This is a genomic window from Dyadobacter sp. CY356 (assembly GCF_021440195.1).
Classification (GTDB): Bacteria; Bacteroidota; Bacteroidia; order Cytophagales; family Spirosomataceae; genus Dyadobacter.
Window position 1 is genome coordinate 517852 of the sequence record NZ_JAJTSZ010000002.1, and the last position, 19791, is coordinate 537642.

The 19791-nt window shown below is 39.1% G+C and carries 21 protein-coding genes; 9 read left to right on the plus strand and 12 right to left on the minus strand.

Features of this window, described 5'->3' with window-relative positions; translation table 11 throughout:
* Positions 1-9 precede the first annotated feature (9 nt).
* On the plus strand, positions 10-1482 hold the full coding sequence (locus LXL81_RS08470) for a PLP-dependent aminotransferase family protein (RefSeq protein ID WP_234646295.1): 1473 nt from the start codon (positions 10-12) through the stop codon (positions 1480-1482).
* Positions 1483-1693: 211 nt separating this feature from the next.
* A complete protein-coding gene (locus LXL81_RS08475) occupies positions 1694-2071 on the plus strand; it encodes a nuclear transport factor 2 family protein (RefSeq protein WP_234646296.1) in 378 nt (125 codons plus the stop codon).
* A gap of 67 nt (positions 2072-2138) precedes the next feature.
* On the opposite strand, the gene LXL81_RS08480 is transcribed toward LXL81_RS08475, so the two are convergent.
* The 10 genes from LXL81_RS08480 to LXL81_RS08525 all read right to left on the minus strand — a co-directional run bounded on the left by LXL81_RS08480 (position 2139) and on the right by LXL81_RS08525 (position 12631).
* Positions 2139-3272 (minus strand): glycoside hydrolase family 5 protein, encoded by a 1134-nt coding sequence (locus LXL81_RS08480; RefSeq protein ID WP_234646297.1) that lies wholly within the window; start codon positions 3270-3272, stop codon positions 2139-2141.
* Positions 3273-3442: 170 nt separating this feature from the next.
* Positions 3443-5392 (minus strand): M56 family metallopeptidase, encoded by a 1950-nt coding sequence (locus LXL81_RS08485; protein WP_234646298.1) that lies wholly within the window; start codon positions 5390-5392, stop codon positions 3443-3445.
* Between the two features lie 24 nt (positions 5393-5416).
* Entirely contained in the window at positions 5417-5779 is a 363-nt protein-coding gene (locus LXL81_RS08490) for a BlaI/MecI/CopY family transcriptional regulator (protein ID WP_234646299.1), read from the minus strand.
* 152 nt (positions 5780-5931) lie between these two features.
* Entirely contained in the window at positions 5932-7047 is a 1116-nt protein-coding gene (locus LXL81_RS08495) for a redoxin domain-containing protein (protein ID WP_234646300.1), read from the minus strand.
* 86 nt (positions 7048-7133) lie between these two features.
* The gene (locus LXL81_RS08500; protein WP_234646301.1) at positions 7134-7397 is read right to left on the minus strand and encodes a hypothetical protein; all 264 of its coding nucleotides are present in this window, start codon (positions 7395-7397) and stop codon (positions 7134-7136) included.
* Between the two features lie 479 nt (positions 7398-7876).
* Positions 7877-8458: a porin family protein gene (locus LXL81_RS08505; RefSeq protein WP_234646302.1), complete on the minus strand. Its 582-nt coding sequence runs from the start codon at positions 8456-8458 to the stop codon at positions 7877-7879.
* Between the two features lie 298 nt (positions 8459-8756).
* Positions 8757-10019 carry a beta-ketoacyl-ACP synthase II gene (gene fabF / locus LXL81_RS08510; RefSeq protein WP_234646303.1) on the minus strand — a complete coding sequence of 421 codons (1263 nt, stop codon included), beginning with the start codon at positions 10017-10019 and terminating at the stop codon, positions 8757-8759.
* A 166-nt stretch (positions 10020-10185) separates the two neighbouring features.
* The gene (locus LXL81_RS08515; protein ID WP_234646304.1) at positions 10186-10749 is read right to left on the minus strand and encodes a TetR/AcrR family transcriptional regulator; all 564 of its coding nucleotides are present in this window, start codon (positions 10747-10749) and stop codon (positions 10186-10188) included.
* A 42-nt stretch (positions 10750-10791) separates the two neighbouring features.
* A complete protein-coding gene (locus tag LXL81_RS08520; protein ID WP_234646305.1) occupies positions 10792-12027 on the minus strand; it encodes an alkaline phosphatase family protein in 1236 nt (411 codons plus the stop codon).
* Between the two features lie 220 nt (positions 12028-12247).
* A complete protein-coding gene (locus tag LXL81_RS08525; RefSeq protein WP_234646306.1) occupies positions 12248-12631 on the minus strand; it encodes a hypothetical protein in 384 nt (127 codons plus the stop codon).
* Between the two features lie 135 nt (positions 12632-12766).
* On the opposite strand from LXL81_RS08525, the gene LXL81_RS08530 reads away from it, so the two are divergent.
* Positions 12767-13441 carry a response regulator transcription factor gene (locus LXL81_RS08530; RefSeq protein ID WP_234646307.1) on the plus strand — a complete coding sequence of 225 codons (675 nt, stop codon included), beginning with the start codon at positions 12767-12769 and terminating at the stop codon, positions 13439-13441.
* Positions 13438-14724: a sensor histidine kinase KdpD gene (locus LXL81_RS08535; RefSeq protein ID WP_234646308.1), complete on the plus strand. Its 1287-nt coding sequence runs from the start codon at positions 13438-13440 to the stop codon at positions 14722-14724. Before LXL81_RS08530 ends, LXL81_RS08535 begins: the two co-directional genes overlap by 4 nt.
* 102 nt (positions 14725-14826) lie before the next feature.
* On the opposite strand, the gene LXL81_RS08540 is transcribed toward LXL81_RS08535, so the two are convergent.
* Positions 14827-15009 carry a hypothetical protein gene (locus LXL81_RS08540; protein ID WP_234646309.1) on the minus strand — a complete coding sequence of 61 codons (183 nt, stop codon included), beginning with the start codon at positions 15007-15009 and terminating at the stop codon, positions 14827-14829.
* A 269-nt stretch (positions 15010-15278) separates the two neighbouring features.
* Between LXL81_RS08540 and LXL81_RS08545 the strand changes: the two genes are divergently transcribed.
* The 4 genes from LXL81_RS08545 to LXL81_RS08560 all read left to right on the plus strand — a co-directional run bounded on the left by LXL81_RS08545 (position 15279) and on the right by LXL81_RS08560 (position 16973).
* Positions 15279-15551 (plus strand): hypothetical protein, encoded by a 273-nt coding sequence (locus tag LXL81_RS08545; RefSeq protein WP_234646310.1) that lies wholly within the window; start codon positions 15279-15281, stop codon positions 15549-15551.
* Between the two features lie 59 nt (positions 15552-15610).
* Positions 15611-15904: a hypothetical protein gene (locus LXL81_RS08550; protein ID WP_234646311.1), complete on the plus strand. Its 294-nt coding sequence runs from the start codon at positions 15611-15613 to the stop codon at positions 15902-15904.
* Between the two features lie 50 nt (positions 15905-15954).
* On the plus strand, positions 15955-16158 hold the full coding sequence (locus LXL81_RS08555) for a hypothetical protein (protein WP_137342015.1): 204 nt from the start codon (positions 15955-15957) through the stop codon (positions 16156-16158).
* Positions 16159-16376: 218 nt separating this feature from the next.
* Positions 16377-16973, plus strand: coding sequence for a TetR/AcrR family transcriptional regulator (locus tag LXL81_RS08560; protein ID WP_234646312.1), 597 nt, complete (start codon positions 16377-16379; stop codon positions 16971-16973).
* A gap of 60 nt (positions 16974-17033) precedes the next feature.
* On the opposite strand, the gene LXL81_RS08565 is transcribed toward LXL81_RS08560, so the two are convergent.
* On the minus strand, positions 17034-18212 hold the full coding sequence (locus LXL81_RS08565) for a Gfo/Idh/MocA family protein (protein WP_234646313.1): 1179 nt from the start codon (positions 18210-18212) through the stop codon (positions 17034-17036).
* A 227-nt stretch (positions 18213-18439) separates the two neighbouring features.
* Between LXL81_RS08565 and LXL81_RS08570 the strand changes: the two genes are divergently transcribed.
* Positions 18440-19699, plus strand: a complete 1260-nt coding sequence (locus LXL81_RS08570) for an Hsp70 family protein (RefSeq protein WP_234646314.1) — start codon at positions 18440-18442, stop codon at positions 19697-19699.
* The last annotated feature ends 92 nt before the right edge of the window (positions 19700-19791 follow it).

Consider the following 19791-nt stretch of genomic DNA (forward strand, 5'->3'; position numbering starts at 1 on the left):
AGTCCACTCATGCAGCCACTTTCTTCTCTGATAACGACAGATAAAAATTCCAGACATCCAGTTTACATACAGATTGCCAATCAGTTGATGGAATTAATCAGAAATGGATTTTTACAAGCCGGATACCAGTTGCCCAGCAGCAGACAATTGGCTGAAACTTTAAGCATACATCGTAAAACGGTTGTCCGAGCCTATGAAGAATTGCTGGCTCAGGGCTGGCTGGAAAGCAGAATTGGAAACGGCACTTTTGTCGCGGCCCATTTCCCCGAAATAAGGTTGCAAGCTGCTCTGGACAAGCCCTTTGAAAAAAATGATTCAAGTAAGATATCAGGTTTTGTATTTGACCAAAAACCCCATTTAAAAAGACCGGTAATTAAAAATAATATAAGACTGCATCTGGATGATGGTTTCCCGGATCCCAGACTTGCTCCTTTGGAAGATCTGTCACGTGCGTACCGCACCCAACTTTTAACCGGAAATTCTTATCAGAAACTTGGCTATGGTGATACGGCCGGATCGTATTGGCTGAGAAAAGAGTTGTCGGCATATTTAAATGAATCAAGAGGACTAAAAACCTCATCAGAAAACATTCTGATCACTCGCGGGACTGTAATGGGACTTTATCTTGCCAGTACCGCACTGCTCAAAAAAGGCGATTCCGTGATTTTGGGAGAACTGAGCTGGTCCAGCGCGTCTGTCAATTTTTTGCAGGCCGGTGCAAATGTGATAAAAATCCCGGTTGATGAATTTGGTATTGACGTAGAATATCTGGAGAAAATCTGCCAGAAACAAGCGATCAGGATGGTTTACGTAACTTCGCATCACCATTATCCAACCACCGTAGCCCTGCGCGCCGACCGCAGGATGAACTTGCTAAATCTGTCAGAAAAGTATGGATTTATTATTTTCGAGGATGACTATGATTATGACTTTCACTATTTAAGCAAACCCTTGCTCCCGCTTGCAGGCGCAGACCGTTCTGGGATGGTTTTATATTGCGGCTCCTTTACGAAAGCTATTTCACCTGCTTTCAGGGTTGGTTATCTGGTAGGATCTGAAAATGTAATCAGCTATCTGGCACAGCTGCGCAGGATTATTGACCGTCAGGGAGATACGATGCTCGAAAATGCCATAGCTGAGTTATTACAAAACGGCATTATTCAGCGTCACCTTCGTAAATCTTTAAGAACATATCGCAGCAGAAGAGATTATTTTTGTGATCTTCTGAAAACGGAATTAGGTGACCATCTTCATTTTCAAAAACCAGATGGCGGAATGGCTGTATGGACAGAATTTGATAAACAGATCAACCTTAAAGATTTGGCGAATAAAGCTTTACAAAAAGAATTATTTTTCTCAGACGGATCAGAAAACAATACTTCAGACATTATTCGAAATGCAACACGGTTAGGTTTTGCTTCATCAACAATTGATGAATTGGAACAATGTGTTGGGATTTTGAAAAAATTATTGTGTAAATAAATGTAATCGTAAAATTAATACATATTTCTATGTGAGAAATTTGGCCAAAACACCCCTTAACAAAGTCCATTCTGCACCTGCTGTTATAAATACTCCTGCAATAATTTTGTTTTTGTATTTTAATGGTCAATTCATAACAATATTACCAGAATTCAATTTGGAAGTTCTAAATTCAGTGAATAAATTCTATAAGATCTAAACTAAGGATAAAATGGCTATGTCAGCAACCGGCAGAACAACGGAGGAAATTGCAGCTCGTTTCAATGAACTTGCGAAACAGGAAAAATGGTTTGAAATTCAGGATGAGCTTTTTTCGGATGATATTAAAAGTATAGACCCGGAAAATTCTCCCTACCTGAAATATGCAGAAGGGCGTGCTGCGGTTCGAAAAAAAGGGGAAGATTTTATTGCAAAAATTGAAGGTTTTCACGGTGCAAAAACCACTGAGCCCGTGGTTGGCGGAGATCATTTTGCAGTGGGAAGAGAAACCGATATTACGCTAACGGGCTTCGGAAGAATACAGCTTAATCAGATTATGTTATACAAAATTGAAAACGGTCAGATCGTATCTGAACAATTCTTTTATTGACAATTCGTCGGCTATCAGCAATAAGCTTTACGTAAAAAACGCTGATTACTGATAGCCGACAGCCTTTTTAATATTTCAACATCAAATTCAATAACTTTCTGTCCAGCTTATGGCCGTGAAAATCTTCATAAGCCACATCCGTCCGTTTAGAATCCAATACGCCGAAATCGCCTATAAATTCCCAGAGCGAAAAACCAATTCCATTACTCGTTAAAATATCCAGCACATCTCCAAACCAGGCCAGAAACACATCGTGCGGGGTTTTATTCCAGCTTCCACACTCACCGCAATGCACACCTACTCCCTGATTTACAAGATCAATCCACGGTTTATAATATTTTTCCAACATTTCCCGACTTAAATATTGATTCCCCACCTGTCCTGGCCATTTTGGCTCTGGCAAATGTTCCGGATCTTTGTTTGCCCAGGGTGCTTTGTAATGGGAAATAATTCCCGGATGATATCCTCGACAACTCTGGCCAATATCAAGATCAGCAATTTCAGGAATCACGCTTGATCCGACATCATTTCCATCTGCAATGATTAAGTGTTTTGGATTTTCCTTTCTGATCGCATCAGAAGCTGCAATCGCCACTTTCCGATAAACCGCACCCGGGACCGAGCTTCTTTTGGAAAGCTGATCGTTCATATCCTCACGCAAACTTGGCTCGTTCAACAAATCAAAACTGATGCGTTTTGAAGAAGTATTTTTAAACCGTTTGGCCCACATATTCCAGTGAAAGCAAAATGCATCCAACGCTTCCTGATCCGTCCAAAGGTTGTAAGGTTCATGAAAACCCGCATTCACGCAATAGCCGGGAGCTCGGTGAAGATTCAGACTAACGTGCATTTTATATTTATGTGCGAGAAAAACCAGTTTTTCAACTTTTTCAACAGCTTGCTCATCAATGTTATATACCTCAGCCGCCGTAATATTTTTGCTCCTGTCAAATTTGATATAAGAAGGATAGGCCATCGGCAACCTGACAAAATCAAAACCCCAGTCATGCATCCATTTAAAATGCTCTTCTGCTGTAAGACGTCGATCTGGTTTAGGATCAGGCGAGAAAAAATCGAGCAGATTAAAACCTTTCCATTTCGGAAGTTTATTTTTAGATTCTGAAAAGGCAAATGTTTCAGGAGCTACCATTCCAAGCGCAGTGATCAGTCCGGTATTTTTTATAAAGGTTCTTCTGTACATAAGGCAACGGTTCGGGATATTGTCTTATTAAAAACAACATCAATCTGTATTTTACTGCACAGAGCATAATAAAATAATAATGCCTGCCAAAATTATTTTCTGGCAGGCATTTGTAATGATAACTTTTCAAATTCCGGAATTTCAACTACATGAAACGTAAATCCATTTTCTTATTTTATAATAACAACACCTGTTTTCTTATTGAAATTATAAACCATTTCCCAGCCCGGCCCCTGTACATATTTAGCCTTCATTTTCTGATGTAATGACGCAGGCTGTTTAACTCCGTTTACAATCAGTTCTTCACTATTCAATTTATAAGAAAGATCTGAATTGCTTTTTATCACACCTTCTTTCGTCAAATCTTCAATAAGCCCGCTCTGTATTTTCTCATAAACCACTCTGGACTTATCTGCTTCCTTTCTTGAAATGTCGGCCTGCTTCCTGACTTCGTCAGCACCTTTTCTAATATTATCAGCGTTCAGACGAATAACTTCCGCCTCTTCCCTTAATTTCCCCGCAGCCTCTCTTAGTTTATCACCTTCAAGTCTGTTTGCCTCACCGGATTTCCTGGCTTCGTCTGCCTGTTTTCTACTTGCATCGGCTACAAGACGGAACTGCTCTGCCTCCGAACGCATTTTTTCAGCAGATTCTCTCATTTTTTCAGCCTCTTTTCTATGCGCATCCGCTTCCTTTCTCAACACTTCCGCCTGCGCTCTTGATTTATCCGCCTCCCCTCTGGCAATCTCTGCCTCTTCGTGAGCCTTTTTTATGTCTAGCATAATCTCATCAATTTCATCTTTATAAGCTGAGATTTTGTCATCCGAAATTTGCTGTCCGTCTATTTTTAATGAAGTAATTTTCCCGTTGACATTTTCTATCTGATAACGTTGGTTATTTTTTGTTGTCTCAATCGAGCTGTTACCAGATTCAATATGAACACGGCTCTGGTGATTCTTGGGCAAAGTATCTTCCCTGCTAACCGGAAGCGAAGTGGATGTAGGCCGGGTAACTTCTAAAACTCTTTCCAGCTTCGGTTTAAGCAATTCAATATCCTTTTTTACGGCTGTCGAGAAAGCGGCAGTCATCAAAGTGGCAGTAATTAAACTGGCTGTTACAAATATTTTTTCCATGGCGTTTAACGGTTTATTATGTTTATAGATAATGCGTTTTATTCTATCAAGCAGGAAATTCCGCTTTCCGGGAAATGCCATAGCGAGCGACTGATCGGATAATTTATATTCCTGATATGACAGCAGTGCCTCAATAAAGGAAGTCCGGTTTTCCATCGCAGATATTGCAATTTCATCGCAGCAATGTTCTCTTTCTTCCCTGATCAAAGATGAAATCCAAAGTACGGCAAGGTTGAAAAAGAATATATTTTCACAAAAATTCTGGATCAGATTTACGACATAATCCCTGCGTTTTATATGAGCAAGTTCGTGAAGTAAAATTGCTTCAATCTGTGTAGCTGGCAGATGGATAAAAAACCCGACGGGAACGAAAATTACTGGTTTTAAAATCCCGGCTACCATTGGCACTAAAACCTTTTCGGATTCCAGCAGTTGTATGCTTTTATGTAAATTAAGTTTGGCAGCCAATTTTTTTATCGACCTTATCCAAACCTGATCCGGAACTACGTTTTGCCCGCATTTGAGTTGATTGATATATAAAAGTCCACCCAACGCTTTCAGTGATTTTAAACTAAAAATCAAAAGCCAGATTGCCACCAGAATTGTTGCGTTTTCTTTCAGGAAATGATCTAGAAATCGTTCAATATTTTCTGGATTTGTGAGTTTCCTAAGTGGTTGAAAAGATGTTTTCAGTAAAGGCGGCGATGGGTTAACTGTTTCAAAAGTGATTGCGGAGGAAGCTGATTTAATCTTCGTTTGCTGATCAAATGCTTTATAAAATGTAAAGGTGGCGGCTATTACAAATACCAAAAGAGAGAGCGACAAAAGATTGTAGCGCAGTGCCGGTTTTGACTTTCTGGTACTCGCTAAAATAATCCCTGTAACCACTGCAAGAATGAGTCCCTGCCAGACAGAATGGAGCAATGTGCGGCATATAGACTGAATAATTACAGAAATAAATCCGGAATCCTGAATGAAAAATTTCATGGCTAATAAGTTAAACTTCGGTTGCTAATCCAATTTTTTCAGAAAATCCCTGATTTCCTGTAAGTCCTCCTGCGAAGAATATTTGTTACCAAAAAGCTGCATGACCAAGCTGCTTGCAGAACCTTTGTACATCGTATCCACAAATTTTTTCAGCAAAACATTTTTTGTCTTGTCTTCTTCCTCTGCCGGACTGTACACATGTTTCATGCTGGTTTCGTCACGTTTCACAATACCCTTTTCAGCCATGATCTGCATGAGCTTCAAAGTGGAGGAATATTGAACGGCCCGTTTCTCTTCATTTAATTTGTCATTAACAAAACGAACTGTCGACGGTCCATGCTGCCACAACACTTGCAATATTTCTAACTCCGATTTAGTTGGCTCCATAAAAAAAAGTTATTTACTGATCACATTTCAAAGGTAGGAAAATTTTCGTACGATAAAAGGTTTAGGTATTATTTTTTTGAAATTTAATTTTAAAAAATAAAAAAAGCCGCTTTCGAAGCGGCTTTCAATTTTGATTAACAAATTAGATTATTTCAGTAAAAACGACCGATATATTTGTTCTCAACAATTGTCCTTTTCATCATTTTTGGATCAATTGGCCCCTGCTTCGCATATACTATTTTCCCACCTGGCTCCACCAGAATAGTGTAAGGCAATGCTCCCTGCCAGTTGGGGTCAATCGACTCGATCAATTTGTATTTATCTTCTATACTAAAAATGTAGTTTTTGTTTGAAGCCCGCTTTCCCTGAAGAAATTTAAGCGCCTTTTCCTTTTTGTCAGGATTGTCCGCGCTCACAGAAACAAATTCAAAATCGCGGTTTCGGTACATATGATGCATCTGCATGAAATCCGGAAATTCGGTTACGCAAGGGCCACACCAGGTTGCCCAGACATTAATTAGCCGGAGTTTATCCGTTTTATTTGAAATGAGTTCTTTCAGACCAGCTTCATCGATCGTCTCAATACTTACGGGTTCTTTCGCCCAGGCCGCCTCCTCATCCTGAACGCCATGCTCTTTGGTAATCCATTTCATGGAACAGCCAAAGGTCTTGGTTGTAGGCACGCTCACTGGTTTGTTACTTACTAATTCCTGAATGGCATTGTATGCATCTTTGTTTTTTGGCGTTCCGGTCGGTTTTTCAACATCGTCAATTCTGCCATTGTAACGAAGCTTACGTTCTTTGTCAAAAATAAAAATATGTGGAGTAGCAACGGGTCCATAAGCGAGCGCGGTGGCCTGATCATCTCCATCATACAGATATGGAAAATTATATCCTTTGTCCTTGGCCCGTAACTTCATTTCGTTGAATGTGTCGCTCATATCTGTGTAACCCAGCTCATCCAGCCTGATTGCTTTGGGATCATTGGAAGATATAACAACCACGGCTACTTTCTGAGCCTTAAATTCAGTGGCCAGCGCTTTGATCCTGTCCTCATAAGCTTGCGCTGTGGGACAATGGTTGCATGAAAATACGATAGCCAGAACAGGAGATTCTGCAAAACTTTTCAAAGAGTAAATCTTGTCATCAACACCTTTAAGATGAAAGTCAGGTGCAGCCGAACCTATGGCCAGTGTTTTTGCTCCCTCCGCCAATGCAATATTGGCAAGTAAAACGATGAAAACGGCAACGTTAAAATATATACGCATGAAGCCAAACATTTAGGTTAATGTAATTATATCAGTAAACACCTTAAATTAAAGTATTTACTGATATAATTACATTAAAATTTTACCTATTGCTTAACCTTCATCGTGGCCTCGGGCCATTTTACCGGTTCCAGATCTGCTTCATTAAAAGGTTCAGTAACCAGCGCGTTATTTTTATTAACCCAGCTGCACCAAACCTTACCATTGTATTTTCTTGGTGCGGTTTTTATCCCCCACCCCATTGTCACCCCCTCTGTCATTTCTGTTTGATATTCTTCAATTTGCATTAACTGGCTACTGCCACGTTTTTTTACCCAATCGTCTTTAATGTACTTAGGATTAAACATCATGATATAAGGTTTTATGTTCAAGTTCACCCCTTATAACAGCTCTCTTAACGTCGAATTTATTCTTGGTATTAAACATTCGGATGAAAATATCATACCACCGGTTATACAATTGTTAAATTTTTAAAATTTTTTATTAACCGGTCAATAATAATATTGGCAACCTGTGGGAGTCGAAATCAGATAACGAACAAGAATCAAGTGAATGATACCCGCTGAGAGGTGCATATTCACGATTAACATAGAATTAATTTTACTAATTTGTAATATTAATTCTATGTTTTTCTTTGTTTATTAAAAATACTGCTCTACTTTTACATTACTTATTTTACAAGTGTAGAGGAGGGTTAAAATGAGCAAAAGGGCCTTGATGATGTCAAGGCTTTTTATTTTTCATACACTCTGCAAAAAAAACCGGCCCTGTCTAAAACAAAAAAGTGGACAAAGTGCCCACTTTTAGTACAAAAATTAATATCCTTTGTTTACTTGATCACTGGAATTGCCCAGAACAAACTTACCTGGATTACGCTGCTTTTAAAATTTGGATCAATATTGTTTCCCGAGAAATCTCCAACTTTTGACAAACCTGCAATGTAACGGGCACCAATGCCAAGTCCTATCGGTGATTGATAACCCAGACCTGCCGCTGCTGCCAGATCAAGATTTTTTGCGAAGTGATCGAATGTCTGATTTGGTATATCCTCACTTGTGCGAAATGAAAATTGCGGACCTGCTTCGATATAAAATCCACCTGTTGTTTTTAACTTAAACATGACCGGAACTCCTACATAATTTGTCTTGTACTTTACACCATCCAGATTACCGTTATTTAATTTTGCACCTTGCGTTGAAAAAAGTACCTCCGGCTGAATTGCAAAATGCTGACCTATTCCAAATTGTAGAATCCCGCCCAGATGAAAACCTACAAGCGCATCCGATTCAATATTTCCTCCTGTGTAATTGCTGACATTGACTCCGACTTTCGGACCAAAACTAAAAGATTGCGCAAATGTAAATGTAGTAACTGCGCAAAGCATCATTAGAGTTAATGATAATTTTTTCATGTGATAATAATTAGAAGGTGTAAAAAACATTTCTTATTCCACAGAAAAAATTATGCCAATATGGTAAATAATACCTGTAACAAAGAGTTACTACATGCGCTTTAAATTAATCTATTTTACAATTACTGATACCAAAATAAATATACAATACACTCATAATAAGAATGTTATGAAGGAATTTTTACCAAAAAAAGCATAGATGAACTATCTCAAAACCAAAAAATGAATGCCGGGCAGGGAAGAATTCTGCATCCGAACATTCATTTTCTCTGGTAACTAAATCTGGTATTTGATTACGTTATTCTACAAATTTTTTGAAAACACTAGTGGCTATATGTCCACCAAAACCGAATGTGTTACTCATGGCATAATTAACCGTTCTTTTCTGCGCCGTGCCCAGCGTAAGATTAAATTTTCCTTCAAGCTCAGGCTCAATTTCCACAGTATTTATTGTAGGCGGAACGATATCGTGGATCGTAGCCATAATACAGGCAATAGCCTCAACAGCTCCTGCACCACCAAGCAAGTGACCGGTCATCGACTTGGTTGCACTGATATTCATACCGGAATTAAAACCAAAAACTCTCTCAACGGATTTCAACTCGCTTGCATCACCCATCGGCGTCGACGTGGCGTGAACGTTAAGATAATCTATTTCGCCTGGCTGCAAATTAGCCTCAGCAAGTGCTTCCAGAATTCCCAGATAGGCACCTTCCCCTTCCGGATGCGTACCGGTAAGGTGGTAGGCGTCGGCTGCCATTCCACCGCCAACTACTTCACCTAAAATGGGGGCACCACGTCTAACAGCATGCTCATAACTTTCCAGGACCAACGCTCCCGCCCCTTCACCCATCACAAAACCATCACGGTTTATATCAAACGGACGTGAAGCTTTTGCAGGATCTTCATTAAAAGTTGACAAAGCTTTCGAGGCGTTAAAACCACCAATCGAAGTCTCGTTGATAGGTGCCTCTGATCCGCCGGTGATGATCATGTCTGCTTTTCCCCAACGGATATAATTAAATGCATCGATAATGGCCGTATTGGAACTCGCACAGGCCGAAACCGTCGTGAAATTCGGGCCACGCAGACCATATTTAATAGAAATAACCCCGGAGGCGATATCTACAATCATCTTTGGAATAAAATATGGATTGAAACGTGGTGTCCCGTTTCCTTTTGCAAATTCTGAAACCTGCTCCTGGAATGTCTGGATACCGCCGTTGCCACTTCCCCAGATCACACCTATCCTGTTTCTGTTTAAAGTTTCAAAATTGATATTTGCATTTTTAACAGCTTCCTCGACAGCTATTAATGCATATTGTGTGAAAGGATCGTATTTTCTGGCTTCATTTCTCTCAAAAAAATCCTGCGCGTTAATACCTTTAAGCTCGCAGGCAAATTTTGTTTTAAAATGTGTAGTATCAAATTTTGTAATATTCGCTGAACCACTAACACCGTTAATCAATGATTTCCAAAAATCATCTACGTTGTTTCCGATTGGTGTTAAAGCCCCGAGGCCTGTAATTACCACCCGGTTCAATTCTTTATTAATCTTCATTTCCGAACTCGATTGATTAAAATATTAGCTTATTGGTTACTCATAAAATTTCAAAAGGCGAAGATAAAATTTGTTTGTAATAATTGCCCTAAGAAATAGATTGAATGAAATAACAAACAAATTTACCGAACGATCGGTAAAATAAAAATTTTTTAATATTTTTATTTTACGATAACCCAAGAAGATGTGGGATTCCGGCGATACTGGTCTGAAAAATGTTATTATCTTTCATCGCTCTTGACAGCACCAGCGAACCCTGTATATTGATAACTGCCTCTTGTGCTTTTGTTTTGGCAAGACTTTCTTCCATACCGTTTTCAACAGCCACTTTGGCGAAACTGTTGCTCAAAATAGTGAAACAACTGGCAATGGTTTCTTGAAAATAAGGAGTTTCTGAGCAGGCAGATAACATACGGAGAGAACAGTTTTTTGCTCCGTCTTCAAATAAATTACTGATAGCCAATAAAGCTTTTTCGAGTCTTTCTTCAACAGGCAGATTTTCATGTTCAATCACATCCTGAACATTTTGCTGAAACCAGAGCTCCACCTTTTTTAAAACATGCGCAGCCATATCCCTTTTTCCACCAGGAAAACGATGATAAAGACTTGCTTTTTTCAAGCCCGTAGCCTGCGACAATAATTCCATAGAAGCACCGTCGTATCCAAAGTTTGTAAAAACTTCGGATAACTTTCGGTCTACATCTTCCGGGACAACTTTTGTTACAGCCATAATCATTCACTTTACCGATTGTTCGGTAAAATTAAATAATTTTCACTCCACAACCCAACGGTTCGCGTTATTGTATTTTCCTTCCAATACTATCTTGTAAAATTTAGAAGGTATTTTTGAGATATCAAGATCAATCTTTTCGCCGGTAACCGGCACTTCATCCATCAAATAATAAAGATCTCTTTCACCTTTTTCAAAATGATTTGTCGTTGTCAGCCAGATTTTTACTGTTCCTTCTTTATCAGCTGATTTCCAGGTTACATTTATTTTACCGGCTTCCTTTTTAGCAGCCGGGTTCATAATGGATATTTTTCCGGTTAAAGAGATTCCATCAACTTCAAAAGCCTGTTCTTTTGGGAAATTCACATCCATATGACGGGCAATGGTAGGCATAATATCAACAATGCCCGGGTTAGATTTAAAATTTTCGTTCAAGTCTTTGGCGTTGGTAACGATCCAGGTACTTCTTTCACGATCAGATTGTCCGCCGTGGCCTTTCCCGGTTTTTGGATCACGGCCATGATCCGTAGTAATCACAATCAGCCAGTCTTCACCAAAATTTTTCTCACGGTATTTAACCGCCTCCCATAAACGTCCCATCTGGTTATCCATCATTTTTATAGCGTCATGAAACTGATCACTATCGCCATAACGATGGCCCATATCATCGGTATATTCCAGATAAACCCATGAAAGATCCGGTGCATTATTTTTTATTGTTCTGGCAGCCTCGTCTACAACTTTTTCATCAATCTGGTGCATGTATGCTTTCAGCTTGTCATGCGGAAAGTGAATGGTATCCAGCTCAAATCCATCAAATGGAAAGTCAGTTCTTAACTTATCAGTCTGAGGCAGACCGTCGCCGACAAGTTTCGTACGGTTATCCAGCCATGAAGAAAAGACAGCACTTCGTTTGTGTGGATATTGTTCTTTGAAAAATCTGAAAATAGTCCAGTAATTATAATTCGGATCCTTGATGTCGTTATCCCTGACATTATGTTTGTTAACCCAGGTGCCTGTCAGCAAACTGTTATAACCTACCGCGGAAATTGTCGGCGTTTGGGAATACGCGTTTTTATCCCCTCCAACATGTGCATGGGTATATCCCCCCACTTTTGAAATGACATCAAGATTTGGTTTTGCAACACTTTCCAGCGCATCCGCAGAAATACCATCAACGATTACAAAAACCGTTTTTTTAACTTTCGATTGCGCAGAGACAGAAAAATTTTGCAAACATAAAAACAACGAAAAAACACCAATGCAGATTGACCTCATATCAGACTTTAAAGATTAAGTTTAGGACATGTGCCGAAATTAATCATTAAAATTAAAGCGCGAAAAATCCTGGGGCTGAATACAGTTAATTTTATGATAACATAACAAACGGGAAAACTTATACGCACCATTTGGTCCCATATAAATTTTCCCGTCCTGAATATTTAAAATCAGAATTCAGCAATCTGATCCTGATCCCATTATATTTTGTGTTTATTTTTTATACTTCAAAAATCAATTGCTCATCACGATCGGAGATCGGGATCAGTCTGATAAAATTATCGTAGCCTTCTTCCCCGCCGTGGTCGCTGTAAACGCCGTAGGTATCCAGACTGTAACCGGTTAAACCATCATTGGCTTCAATAATATATAGAATAGATGAGTCAGCAGGATCAGATTCACCTTCAAAACGGTAAGTTTTAATAATCGTCAATTCCTGAGCATCATAACTTTTACCCTTTCCGGCATTGAACCCTTCCTCTGTCCATCTGAATTCATTATCAAGTTTTTTCAAACGTAATTTTTCTAAAACCTGAGATAACGTAGACATTTCTGTAACCCGATGATTGAAACCCGGCTCGTTGTTGGTGATGTTATTTTCCATATTGCTATTGGTAAGATTTAGTGGTTTGAATTAATCGATTTTATATTTTGTAGCAGCCATACTCCAAATATTATGCCATGATTCTTAATGATGGTCTTCCAAATTAATTCTAAATTCAATTTGTAAATTAGGCTTATGAAAATTCTTATCATAGAAGACGAAAAGGAGCTGGCATATAACATTTCCGTTTATTTATCGGACGAAAACTATTTATGCGAATTTGCGGAAACCTTTCAGCAGGCATTGGAAAAAATTGAGGTATATCACTACGATTGTATATTGCTGGATCTGATGTTACCCGGTGGCGACGGATTGAAAATCCTGGAAGAACTAAAAAAGCAAGACAAACAGGATGGTGTAATCATAATATCTGCAAAGGATTCCCTGCAAGATAAAATTGCCGGATTGCAGATTGGAGCCGATGACTATCTGGCCAAACCATTTCATTTATCCGAACTGGCGGCTAGAATTTATTCTGTTATAAGAAGGAAACAATTTGGGAATTCCAACATCATAAAACTGCATGAACTTCAAATTGACCTGCTGGCAAAAACCGTTCTGGTCAATAATGAACCTGTTATGCTTACGAAAAAAGAATTTGATCTGCTTTTGCTTTTTATTGGAAATAAAAACCGCGTAATTTCTAAAAGTGCTTTGGCAGAAAATTTATCGGGAGACATTGCAGATATGCTTGACAATCACGATTTTGTTTATGCCCATATCAAAAACATGAAAAAAAAACTAGTCGACGCCGGATACCAGAATTACCTCAAAACGATCTATGGAACTGGCTATAAATGGGAAGCATGAATAAACTTCTAAACCGGCCATTGAAAGCTTTTACGCTTTACGCCTTGCTGGTGCTGGCATGCAGCATCCCGGTTTACTATTTCATTGTTGACTATATCTGGCGTCACGAACTGGATGAATATAATGAAATTGTAAAAAGCAGAATTGAGTCCGGGCTTAACAAACTGAGCCTCGACAAAGACGAATGGGCAAAAACAATCGCGCTTTGGAACAAAACGCAACCCGGTACCAAAATAGAAAAATCTCTACTTACAGAAAGTCGTCCTGATAGTATTTATACGATCATGCGACAGAAGCAAAGCGAAAACGAGGAAGAGCTGGAACGGTTCCGGGGCTTGTCCACATATATAAAAGTTCAGGGAGATCTGTATCATCTTACCATTGAGATCAATGTCGAGGAGGCGCACGAAACTGTATTTGCCATTGCAGCAGTGACGATGTTATTTTTCATTATCCTTTTAGCCGGATTTGTAGTTTTAAACCGGAGAATTTCCACCCAAATCTGGAAGCCATTTCAATCGACATTAGACAGATTAGAGGCATTTGACCTGAATAGTCAGAACAATATTGATCTGGAAAAATCTGATATACAGGAATTTGAGCAGCTTAATCAGGCATTGTATCAACTTATAGCAAAAAATATCTCCACATTTCGACAACAGAAAGAATTTACTGAAAATGCCTCCCACGAATTGCAAACACCGTTGGCAGTATTAAAATCAAAAATTGATCTGCTGATGCAAAATGAGTCGCTTACTGAGAACCAGTCAGAATTAATTGCGTCGTTGAATATACCGCTTTCAAGAGTTTCCCGTATCAATAAAAATTTGCTGCTCCTGGCTAAAATCGAGAATCACCAGTTCGCGGAGGGGGAACTGATAAATATGACCGAACTTGTAAACCAGAATCTCGATTTTCTGGAAGAACATTTGCTCGCGAAAAATAATAAAGTTGAAATAGAAATCTGTGAAAATTGTTTAATAACCGCCAACAAAAGTCTGGTGGAGATTCTGCTTGTCAACCTTCTTCTCAATGCCATTCGCCATAATCACGAAAACGGAACGATCAGAATAAAATTGACAAAAAGAGAGCTGACGATCAGCAATACGGGTGTCGAAGCTTTAAATAAAGAAACTTTGTTTAAACGATTTATAACGTCATCCACCAGCACGCCCAGTAGCGGATTAGGGCTTGCGATCGTTCAGGAAATTGCGCAGCGTTATAAATGGAAAGTTGATTATCAGTTTGTTAATCAGTTTCATCAGTTTTCAATACAGTTTTAATTGTATTGAAATTAAAACGAAAACCAATCCGAAGAATCAGGAAAGTAATCAGAGAGAAAAAGACTGACTTATATTCAAGTTGTAAAATAAAAGCAGCGTGATTTAAAGTTTACTGCTTTTTGAAATACCGGATTCAGAATTGTTATACTCCACACTTGAAAAACTTCTATCCTCCTGTAATTTACTGGTCACTGGCTTTTTAAATACAAGTGCCACAATCATTACCATAGTCAACAGGGAAATAATAAAAATTCTATCCTGGTATTGTTCAATTTTCTTGTACATATTTATCAATATCAAATCGCTGATTATATCGGTTCCGTTCTGTATTATACACAAATATAAATTATTTTTTCGCATTTGGAAAAATAACCTATTAAAAATATTCAATTTCTACCGGTAAGCAGAATTTTATCCAAATGAACGCCGGTTTATCTGTCGTATTTTTGATAGTCACTGATCCACTTATTTTCGTAATGGCACTACTTTTATAGATAGCCTTATAAGGCCAGGAAGTGCCATTTATAACTTACTTAAACAAAAATTAGTTGGATATGGAAATTAGCTTTGAAAAAATCCTTCATCGCCCTATTGGTGAGAAATTAAAAGTTATAGTATACGCAAATGTTACTCTGGACGGTTGCGAATGGTCATACCGGGTAGAAAGTTACGAACTGGATGGCTGGGTAGATCCCATTACCCGTGCGAAAAGCCAGGGCAGAGAAGAAAATTATGTAGACTATGTAAGTGAAGAGGAAGCTTATGAGGTTCAAAACGAGTTTTGGGAAAGTTTAAAACCGGAACCAGTAAAAAACCAGGAAGCATAGTTAACTTGCACGCCAAATTATGAATTCTGATTTTCTTATAATTTCAATGTATCAACCTCATGAATTATTTTGATATTTTTCGGATAACCTATGAAGACCTGATCATTATTGCATATCATCCTGAATCGATTGTAAACAGAACAGTTAAAACTGATTCGGGTTATGTGGGAGAAATCGTTCTGTTAGGCGATTATCCCGGAAGAGAGAGCAATATTCTCTTTTATCATGAAGAGACTTTTGATACTGAAACTGAGGCGTTAAACGATTTGAATAAAATTATTGAAACAGTTTCAAAAGCATATGAAAGTACGCGCAACAGCGAAGCGCTACGAAAAAGCCATATGCCAGAATAACATTTATTTAAAATAAAAATTGAATACTATCCCTTCATAATCGTTGCCTTATGGAAAAAACATTCAGCATTTTCATTCTTGATCCGGAAAAAGGGATACTCCCGAAACCGATCGATGTCCAAAACGAAGTGGGAAAGTGGTATAAAGAATTTCTATCCGAACGCCATGCCGAAAAGGTTATTGAAAGGTTGATGAATGAATACGATTATAACGGGTCTCAATATGTAATACTCGGTGTTTACAGTAAAGAATAAGTTACGACTGAAATAAGTTTTTAATTCTTTCGGCAGTTTAACACATACAACCAATGGCTAAGTGAAATTCTCTAACAAGAGATATTTCATTTAGCCATTTTTATTAGGATGGACGGAACACGCTTAGTCCAAATTATTATAAGAAAGTTATAAAACCGATGGCTTAAATTTGACAAATAATACCAAATGGTATAAATTTGTCAAAAACAATTATTGATATGTCAAAAGCTGAAAAAACGAAGGCGTTTATTATTGAGAAAACAGCTCCCATTTTTAATCGGAAGGGATATGCCGGAACTTCGATCAATGATATGACAGATGCCACCGGTCTTACCAAAGGGAGCATTTACGGAAATTTTTCGAATAAAGACGAGGTGGCTCTTGCTGCATTTGACTATAATCTACTAAAAGTTAACAAGATTTTTCAGGACGAAATGAGTCAGCAGAACACTGCGAAAGGACAACTTCTGGTCTTTGTCCATGTCTATATGAATTTTTTATCTCATCCATTTCCATCTGGCGGCTGCCCGATCCTGAACACCGCTGTGGAAGCGGATGACACGCATCCGGAGTTGAGAAAAAAGGTTGTTTCCGGAATTGTTAACTGGAAAAACCGAATTATAGCAGTGATTGAAAAAGGTATTGAACAGAAAGAATTCCCGTCGTCAGTTGATCCTGAACAAATTGCACTGACCATTATTGCTACCATTGAAGGCGGCGTTATGATCACACAGGCAACGGGTAAATTGAATTATTTGAAACTCATTATGAAATCGATCGAGAAATTGGTCAACGACCTGAGCAATGAAAACTAAAAAAGCTGAGAACGCCTGGTTTACAGGCTGATCCAGCTTTTGATTATAATTTTAATTTTCTTAAACTGTCAGCTTAATCATTTGTGCCTGCTTTTGCGCTTTCAGCGATAACTCCGTAGCCAGAAAACAATGCTCCTGCGACATAGCAGTTTCTGTTCTGTTGAGCACATCATCAACGAGCTGTTTTCCGTATGGTAACGCAACCTTGCTGCAATCTATATATTGGGTTTCCTTTTGGGTCACCAAAAATAAATGATTTCCTCCTTCACGTCCGGCAATATCGATATTTTTTCGTATTTCAATATAACCTTCTGTTCCTAAAATAGTTAATCGACCGTCACCCCAGCTTTTAAGTCCATCCGGAGTAAACCAGTCGACACGGATATAACCAGTTCCGCCGTTTCCCCGGATCATACAATCACCAAAATCCTCAAATTTCGGGTACTGCGGATGGTTTACATTTCCCACCTGCGCAGCGAGAACTTCCGCTTTATTGGATCCTGTAAAAAATAAAAACTGGTCGAATTGGTGGGAGGCGATATCACAGATGACACCCCCATACCGTTTGGCATCAAAAAACCAATCCGGCCTTGTACTTAAAGATGTTCTGTGAGGTCCTAAACCAATTGTCTGAATCACTTTTCCAATGGCACCTGACTTGACCAGCTCTCCGGCTTTCACAGTCGCCCGGTTTTCCAGTCTTTCACTAAACATGATAGAATAAATTCTACCAGTTTCTTTTTGCACCTTGCGTACCTGAGCCAATTGTTCAAGCGAAGTAATACCTGGTTTGTCGGCCATGTAATCTTTTCCGGCTTTCATCACACGAATACCGATCGGTGCGCGCTCATCCGGAATTGCCGAGCTTAAAACCAGCTGTATAGATTTATCGTCCAGAATTTCCTTCTCACTTGCCGCCAGTTTTGCTTCGGGAAAACGTTTGGCAAAAGCAGCAGTCAGATCAGGCTCTTTGGCATAAAAAGCTACCAGCTGTCCGCCACCTCTCGTAACGGCTTCAACCTGTCCATAAATATGGCCATGATTCATACCAATTACCGCAAATTTTATGCGACCAGGTTCAACGGTCATATCAACATTATTGTCATCAGTTTCCGTTTTTTTGTCTTTTGCCAAAACATTCTTCGCCTCGCCAGGAAGCGCTGACATCACCACGAGCCCGGCTGCGGTGCTCATCGTATTGCGTAAAAATTCGCGGCGGTTGTCTTCTGCTTTTTTCATCTTTTCCGTTTTAAAACTACTTTCCCGTTCAGGTTTCAATTTAAAGGAAGACTTGATTCCTGATAACCTACCCTTAAATGTTATTTTTATTAATCAGATAATCCTAATGAAAATCAGAATCCGGACAAATCGAATTATTTACTTCAACTTCGGACATTACTGCTTCTTTAAATTGCAAAGTATCTGAAATAATCTGAAATTGCGCCCCCAAATTTTCAGAGATTATAATGACGAGTATTTCCTGCGGTATCGATTTTGGAACTTCCAATTCAAGTATAGCAATAGCAAACCAGGGCAACGTACACCTCGTACCCGTAGAAGGTTCCAGTACCACCACACCCAGTGCCATGTTTTTTCTGCGCAAAGGCAATGTTCCGTTTTATGGAAGAGCCGCAGTAAACATGTTTCTGGAAAGGAATCCCGGTCGTTTTATGAGAAGTTTGAAACGCGTTTTAGGGACACCGGTTATGCGTCAGGGAACGATGGTGAATGGCGAACTTATGCGCTTTGACGAGATCATCACCTCTTTTCTGAAAAACCTGAAAGACAAAGCCGATGAAGACGCCGGCACGGAAATTCAGAATGTAGTCATGGGCCGCCCGGTTCATTTTGTAGATAATGATCACGCAGCTGACAGCAGAGCCGAAGCGGAATTAAAACTGATTGCCAGGCAATTGGGTTTTCAGAATATCGATTTTCAATTCGAACCGATTGCAGCAGCTTTCGCCCATGAAATCAATATCACGGGTGAAAAACTTGCCATTGTGGTTGATTTAGGTGGTGGAACTTCCGATTTTACAGTGATAAGGCTTTCTAATCAATACATTCATAAAGCGGATCGGTCGTCAGACATTCTGGCTAATACCGGCATTCGGGTTGGTGGCAATGACTTTGATAAAGACCTGAGTCTGGCGGCTATTATGCCGGAACTTGGCTATCGCAGTACTTACGGAACAAAAAATCTTGAAGTTCCACTTTATCATTATTTCGATCTTTCGGAATGGAGCAAAGTGAATTTTCTCTATACAACAAAAATTATTTCTCAAACCAAACAGATCCTTTTTGAAGCGCATGACAAAACGCGCTATAAAAGATTGTTGCAGGTTTTGGAACAGGAAACCGGACACACTTTGCTCGCCGCAACGGAAGAAACCAAAATTGCACTCACCTCTCAGACAACATACGATGCACCTTTCGATTTTCTGGAAGAAGGACTGACGACAAGAGTAACCCGTGAGCAATTTGATGAGGCCATTATTCAAAAAATTGATAAAATTTCTGATTCAGCGCTTCAATGTCTGCGTGATGCCGGTGTACAAAAGGAAGATATTGATCTGGTGATCCTAACCGGAGGTTCCACAGAGGTGCCGCTGATACAATCTGAGTTTAAAAAGTTGTTCCCAAATGCAGAACTGGCGGATGAAAACAAACTTTCCAGTGTCGGCTTAGGGCTTGCCTATGACAGCCAGAATAAGTTTGGAAAATAGTAGATAAGCAACCGTTAAATAACTCGGAATATTTATTTGCGCGTTACGGGCGCTCCTATAATTGGTGATATTGTTTATATGAATTTTTTGGT

What these genes read in the sequence shown, in the direction of transcription:
- fabF (WP_234646303.1), bottom strand. Translation starts at nt 10,019, where the DNA reads ATGAAGATTAATAAAGAATTGAACCGGGTGGTAATTACAGGCCTCGGG.
- LXL81_RS08515 (WP_234646304.1), bottom strand. Translation starts at nt 10,749, where the DNA reads ATGGCTGTAACAAAAGTTGTCCCGGAAGATGTAGACCGAAAGTTATCC.
- LXL81_RS08520 (WP_234646305.1), bottom strand. Translation starts at nt 12,027, where the DNA reads ATGAGGTCAATCTGCATTGGTGTTTTTTCGTTGTTTTTATGTTTGCAA.
- LXL81_RS08535 (WP_234646308.1), top strand. Translation starts at nt 13,438, where the DNA reads ATGAATAAACTTCTAAACCGGCCATTGAAAGCTTTTACGCTTTACGCC.
- LXL81_RS08560 (WP_234646312.1), top strand. Translation starts at nt 16,377, where the DNA reads ATGTCAAAAGCTGAAAAAACGAAGGCGTTTATTATTGAGAAAACAGCT.
- LXL81_RS08500 (WP_234646301.1), bottom strand. Translation starts at nt 7,397, where the DNA reads ATGATGTTTAATCCTAAGTACATTAAAGACGATTGGGTAAAAAAACGT.
- LXL81_RS08540 (WP_234646309.1), bottom strand. Translation starts at nt 15,009, where the DNA reads ATGTACAAGAAAATTGAACAATACCAGGATAGAATTTTTATTATTTCC.
- LXL81_RS08490 (WP_234646299.1), bottom strand. Translation starts at nt 5,779, where the DNA reads ATGGAGCCAACTAAATCGGAGTTAGAAATATTGCAAGTGTTGTGGCAG.
- LXL81_RS08555 (WP_137342015.1), top strand. Translation starts at nt 15,955, where the DNA reads ATGGAAAAAACATTCAGCATTTTCATTCTTGATCCGGAAAAAGGGATA.
- LXL81_RS08530 (WP_234646307.1), top strand. Translation starts at nt 12,767, where the DNA reads ATGAAAATTCTTATCATAGAAGACGAAAAGGAGCTGGCATATAACATT.
- LXL81_RS08495 (WP_234646300.1), bottom strand. Translation starts at nt 7,047, where the DNA reads ATGCGTATATATTTTAACGTTGCCGTTTTCATCGTTTTACTTGCCAAT.
- LXL81_RS08505 (WP_234646302.1), bottom strand. Translation starts at nt 8,458, where the DNA reads ATGAAAAAATTATCATTAACTCTAATGATGCTTTGCGCAGTTACTACA.
- LXL81_RS08525 (WP_234646306.1), bottom strand. Translation starts at nt 12,631, where the DNA reads ATGGAAAATAACATCACCAACAACGAGCCGGGTTTCAATCATCGGGTT.
- LXL81_RS08565 (WP_234646313.1), bottom strand. Translation starts at nt 18,212, where the DNA reads ATGAAAAAAGCAGAAGACAACCGCCGCGAATTTTTACGCAATACGATG.
- LXL81_RS08480 (WP_234646297.1), bottom strand. Translation starts at nt 3,272, where the DNA reads ATGTACAGAAGAACCTTTATAAAAAATACCGGACTGATCACTGCGCTT.
- LXL81_RS08485 (WP_234646298.1), bottom strand. Translation starts at nt 5,392, where the DNA reads ATGAAATTTTTCATTCAGGATTCCGGATTTATTTCTGTAATTATTCAG.
- LXL81_RS08475 (WP_234646296.1), top strand. Translation starts at nt 1,694, where the DNA reads ATGGCTATGTCAGCAACCGGCAGAACAACGGAGGAAATTGCAGCTCGT.
- LXL81_RS08570 (WP_234646314.1), top strand. Translation starts at nt 18,440, where the DNA reads ATGACGAGTATTTCCTGCGGTATCGATTTTGGAACTTCCAATTCAAGT.
- LXL81_RS08550 (WP_234646311.1), top strand. Translation starts at nt 15,611, where the DNA reads ATGAATTATTTTGATATTTTTCGGATAACCTATGAAGACCTGATCATT.
- LXL81_RS08470 (WP_234646295.1), top strand. Translation starts at nt 10, where the DNA reads ATGCAGCCACTTTCTTCTCTGATAACGACAGATAAAAATTCCAGACAT.
- LXL81_RS08545 (WP_234646310.1), top strand. Translation starts at nt 15,279, where the DNA reads ATGGAAATTAGCTTTGAAAAAATCCTTCATCGCCCTATTGGTGAGAAA.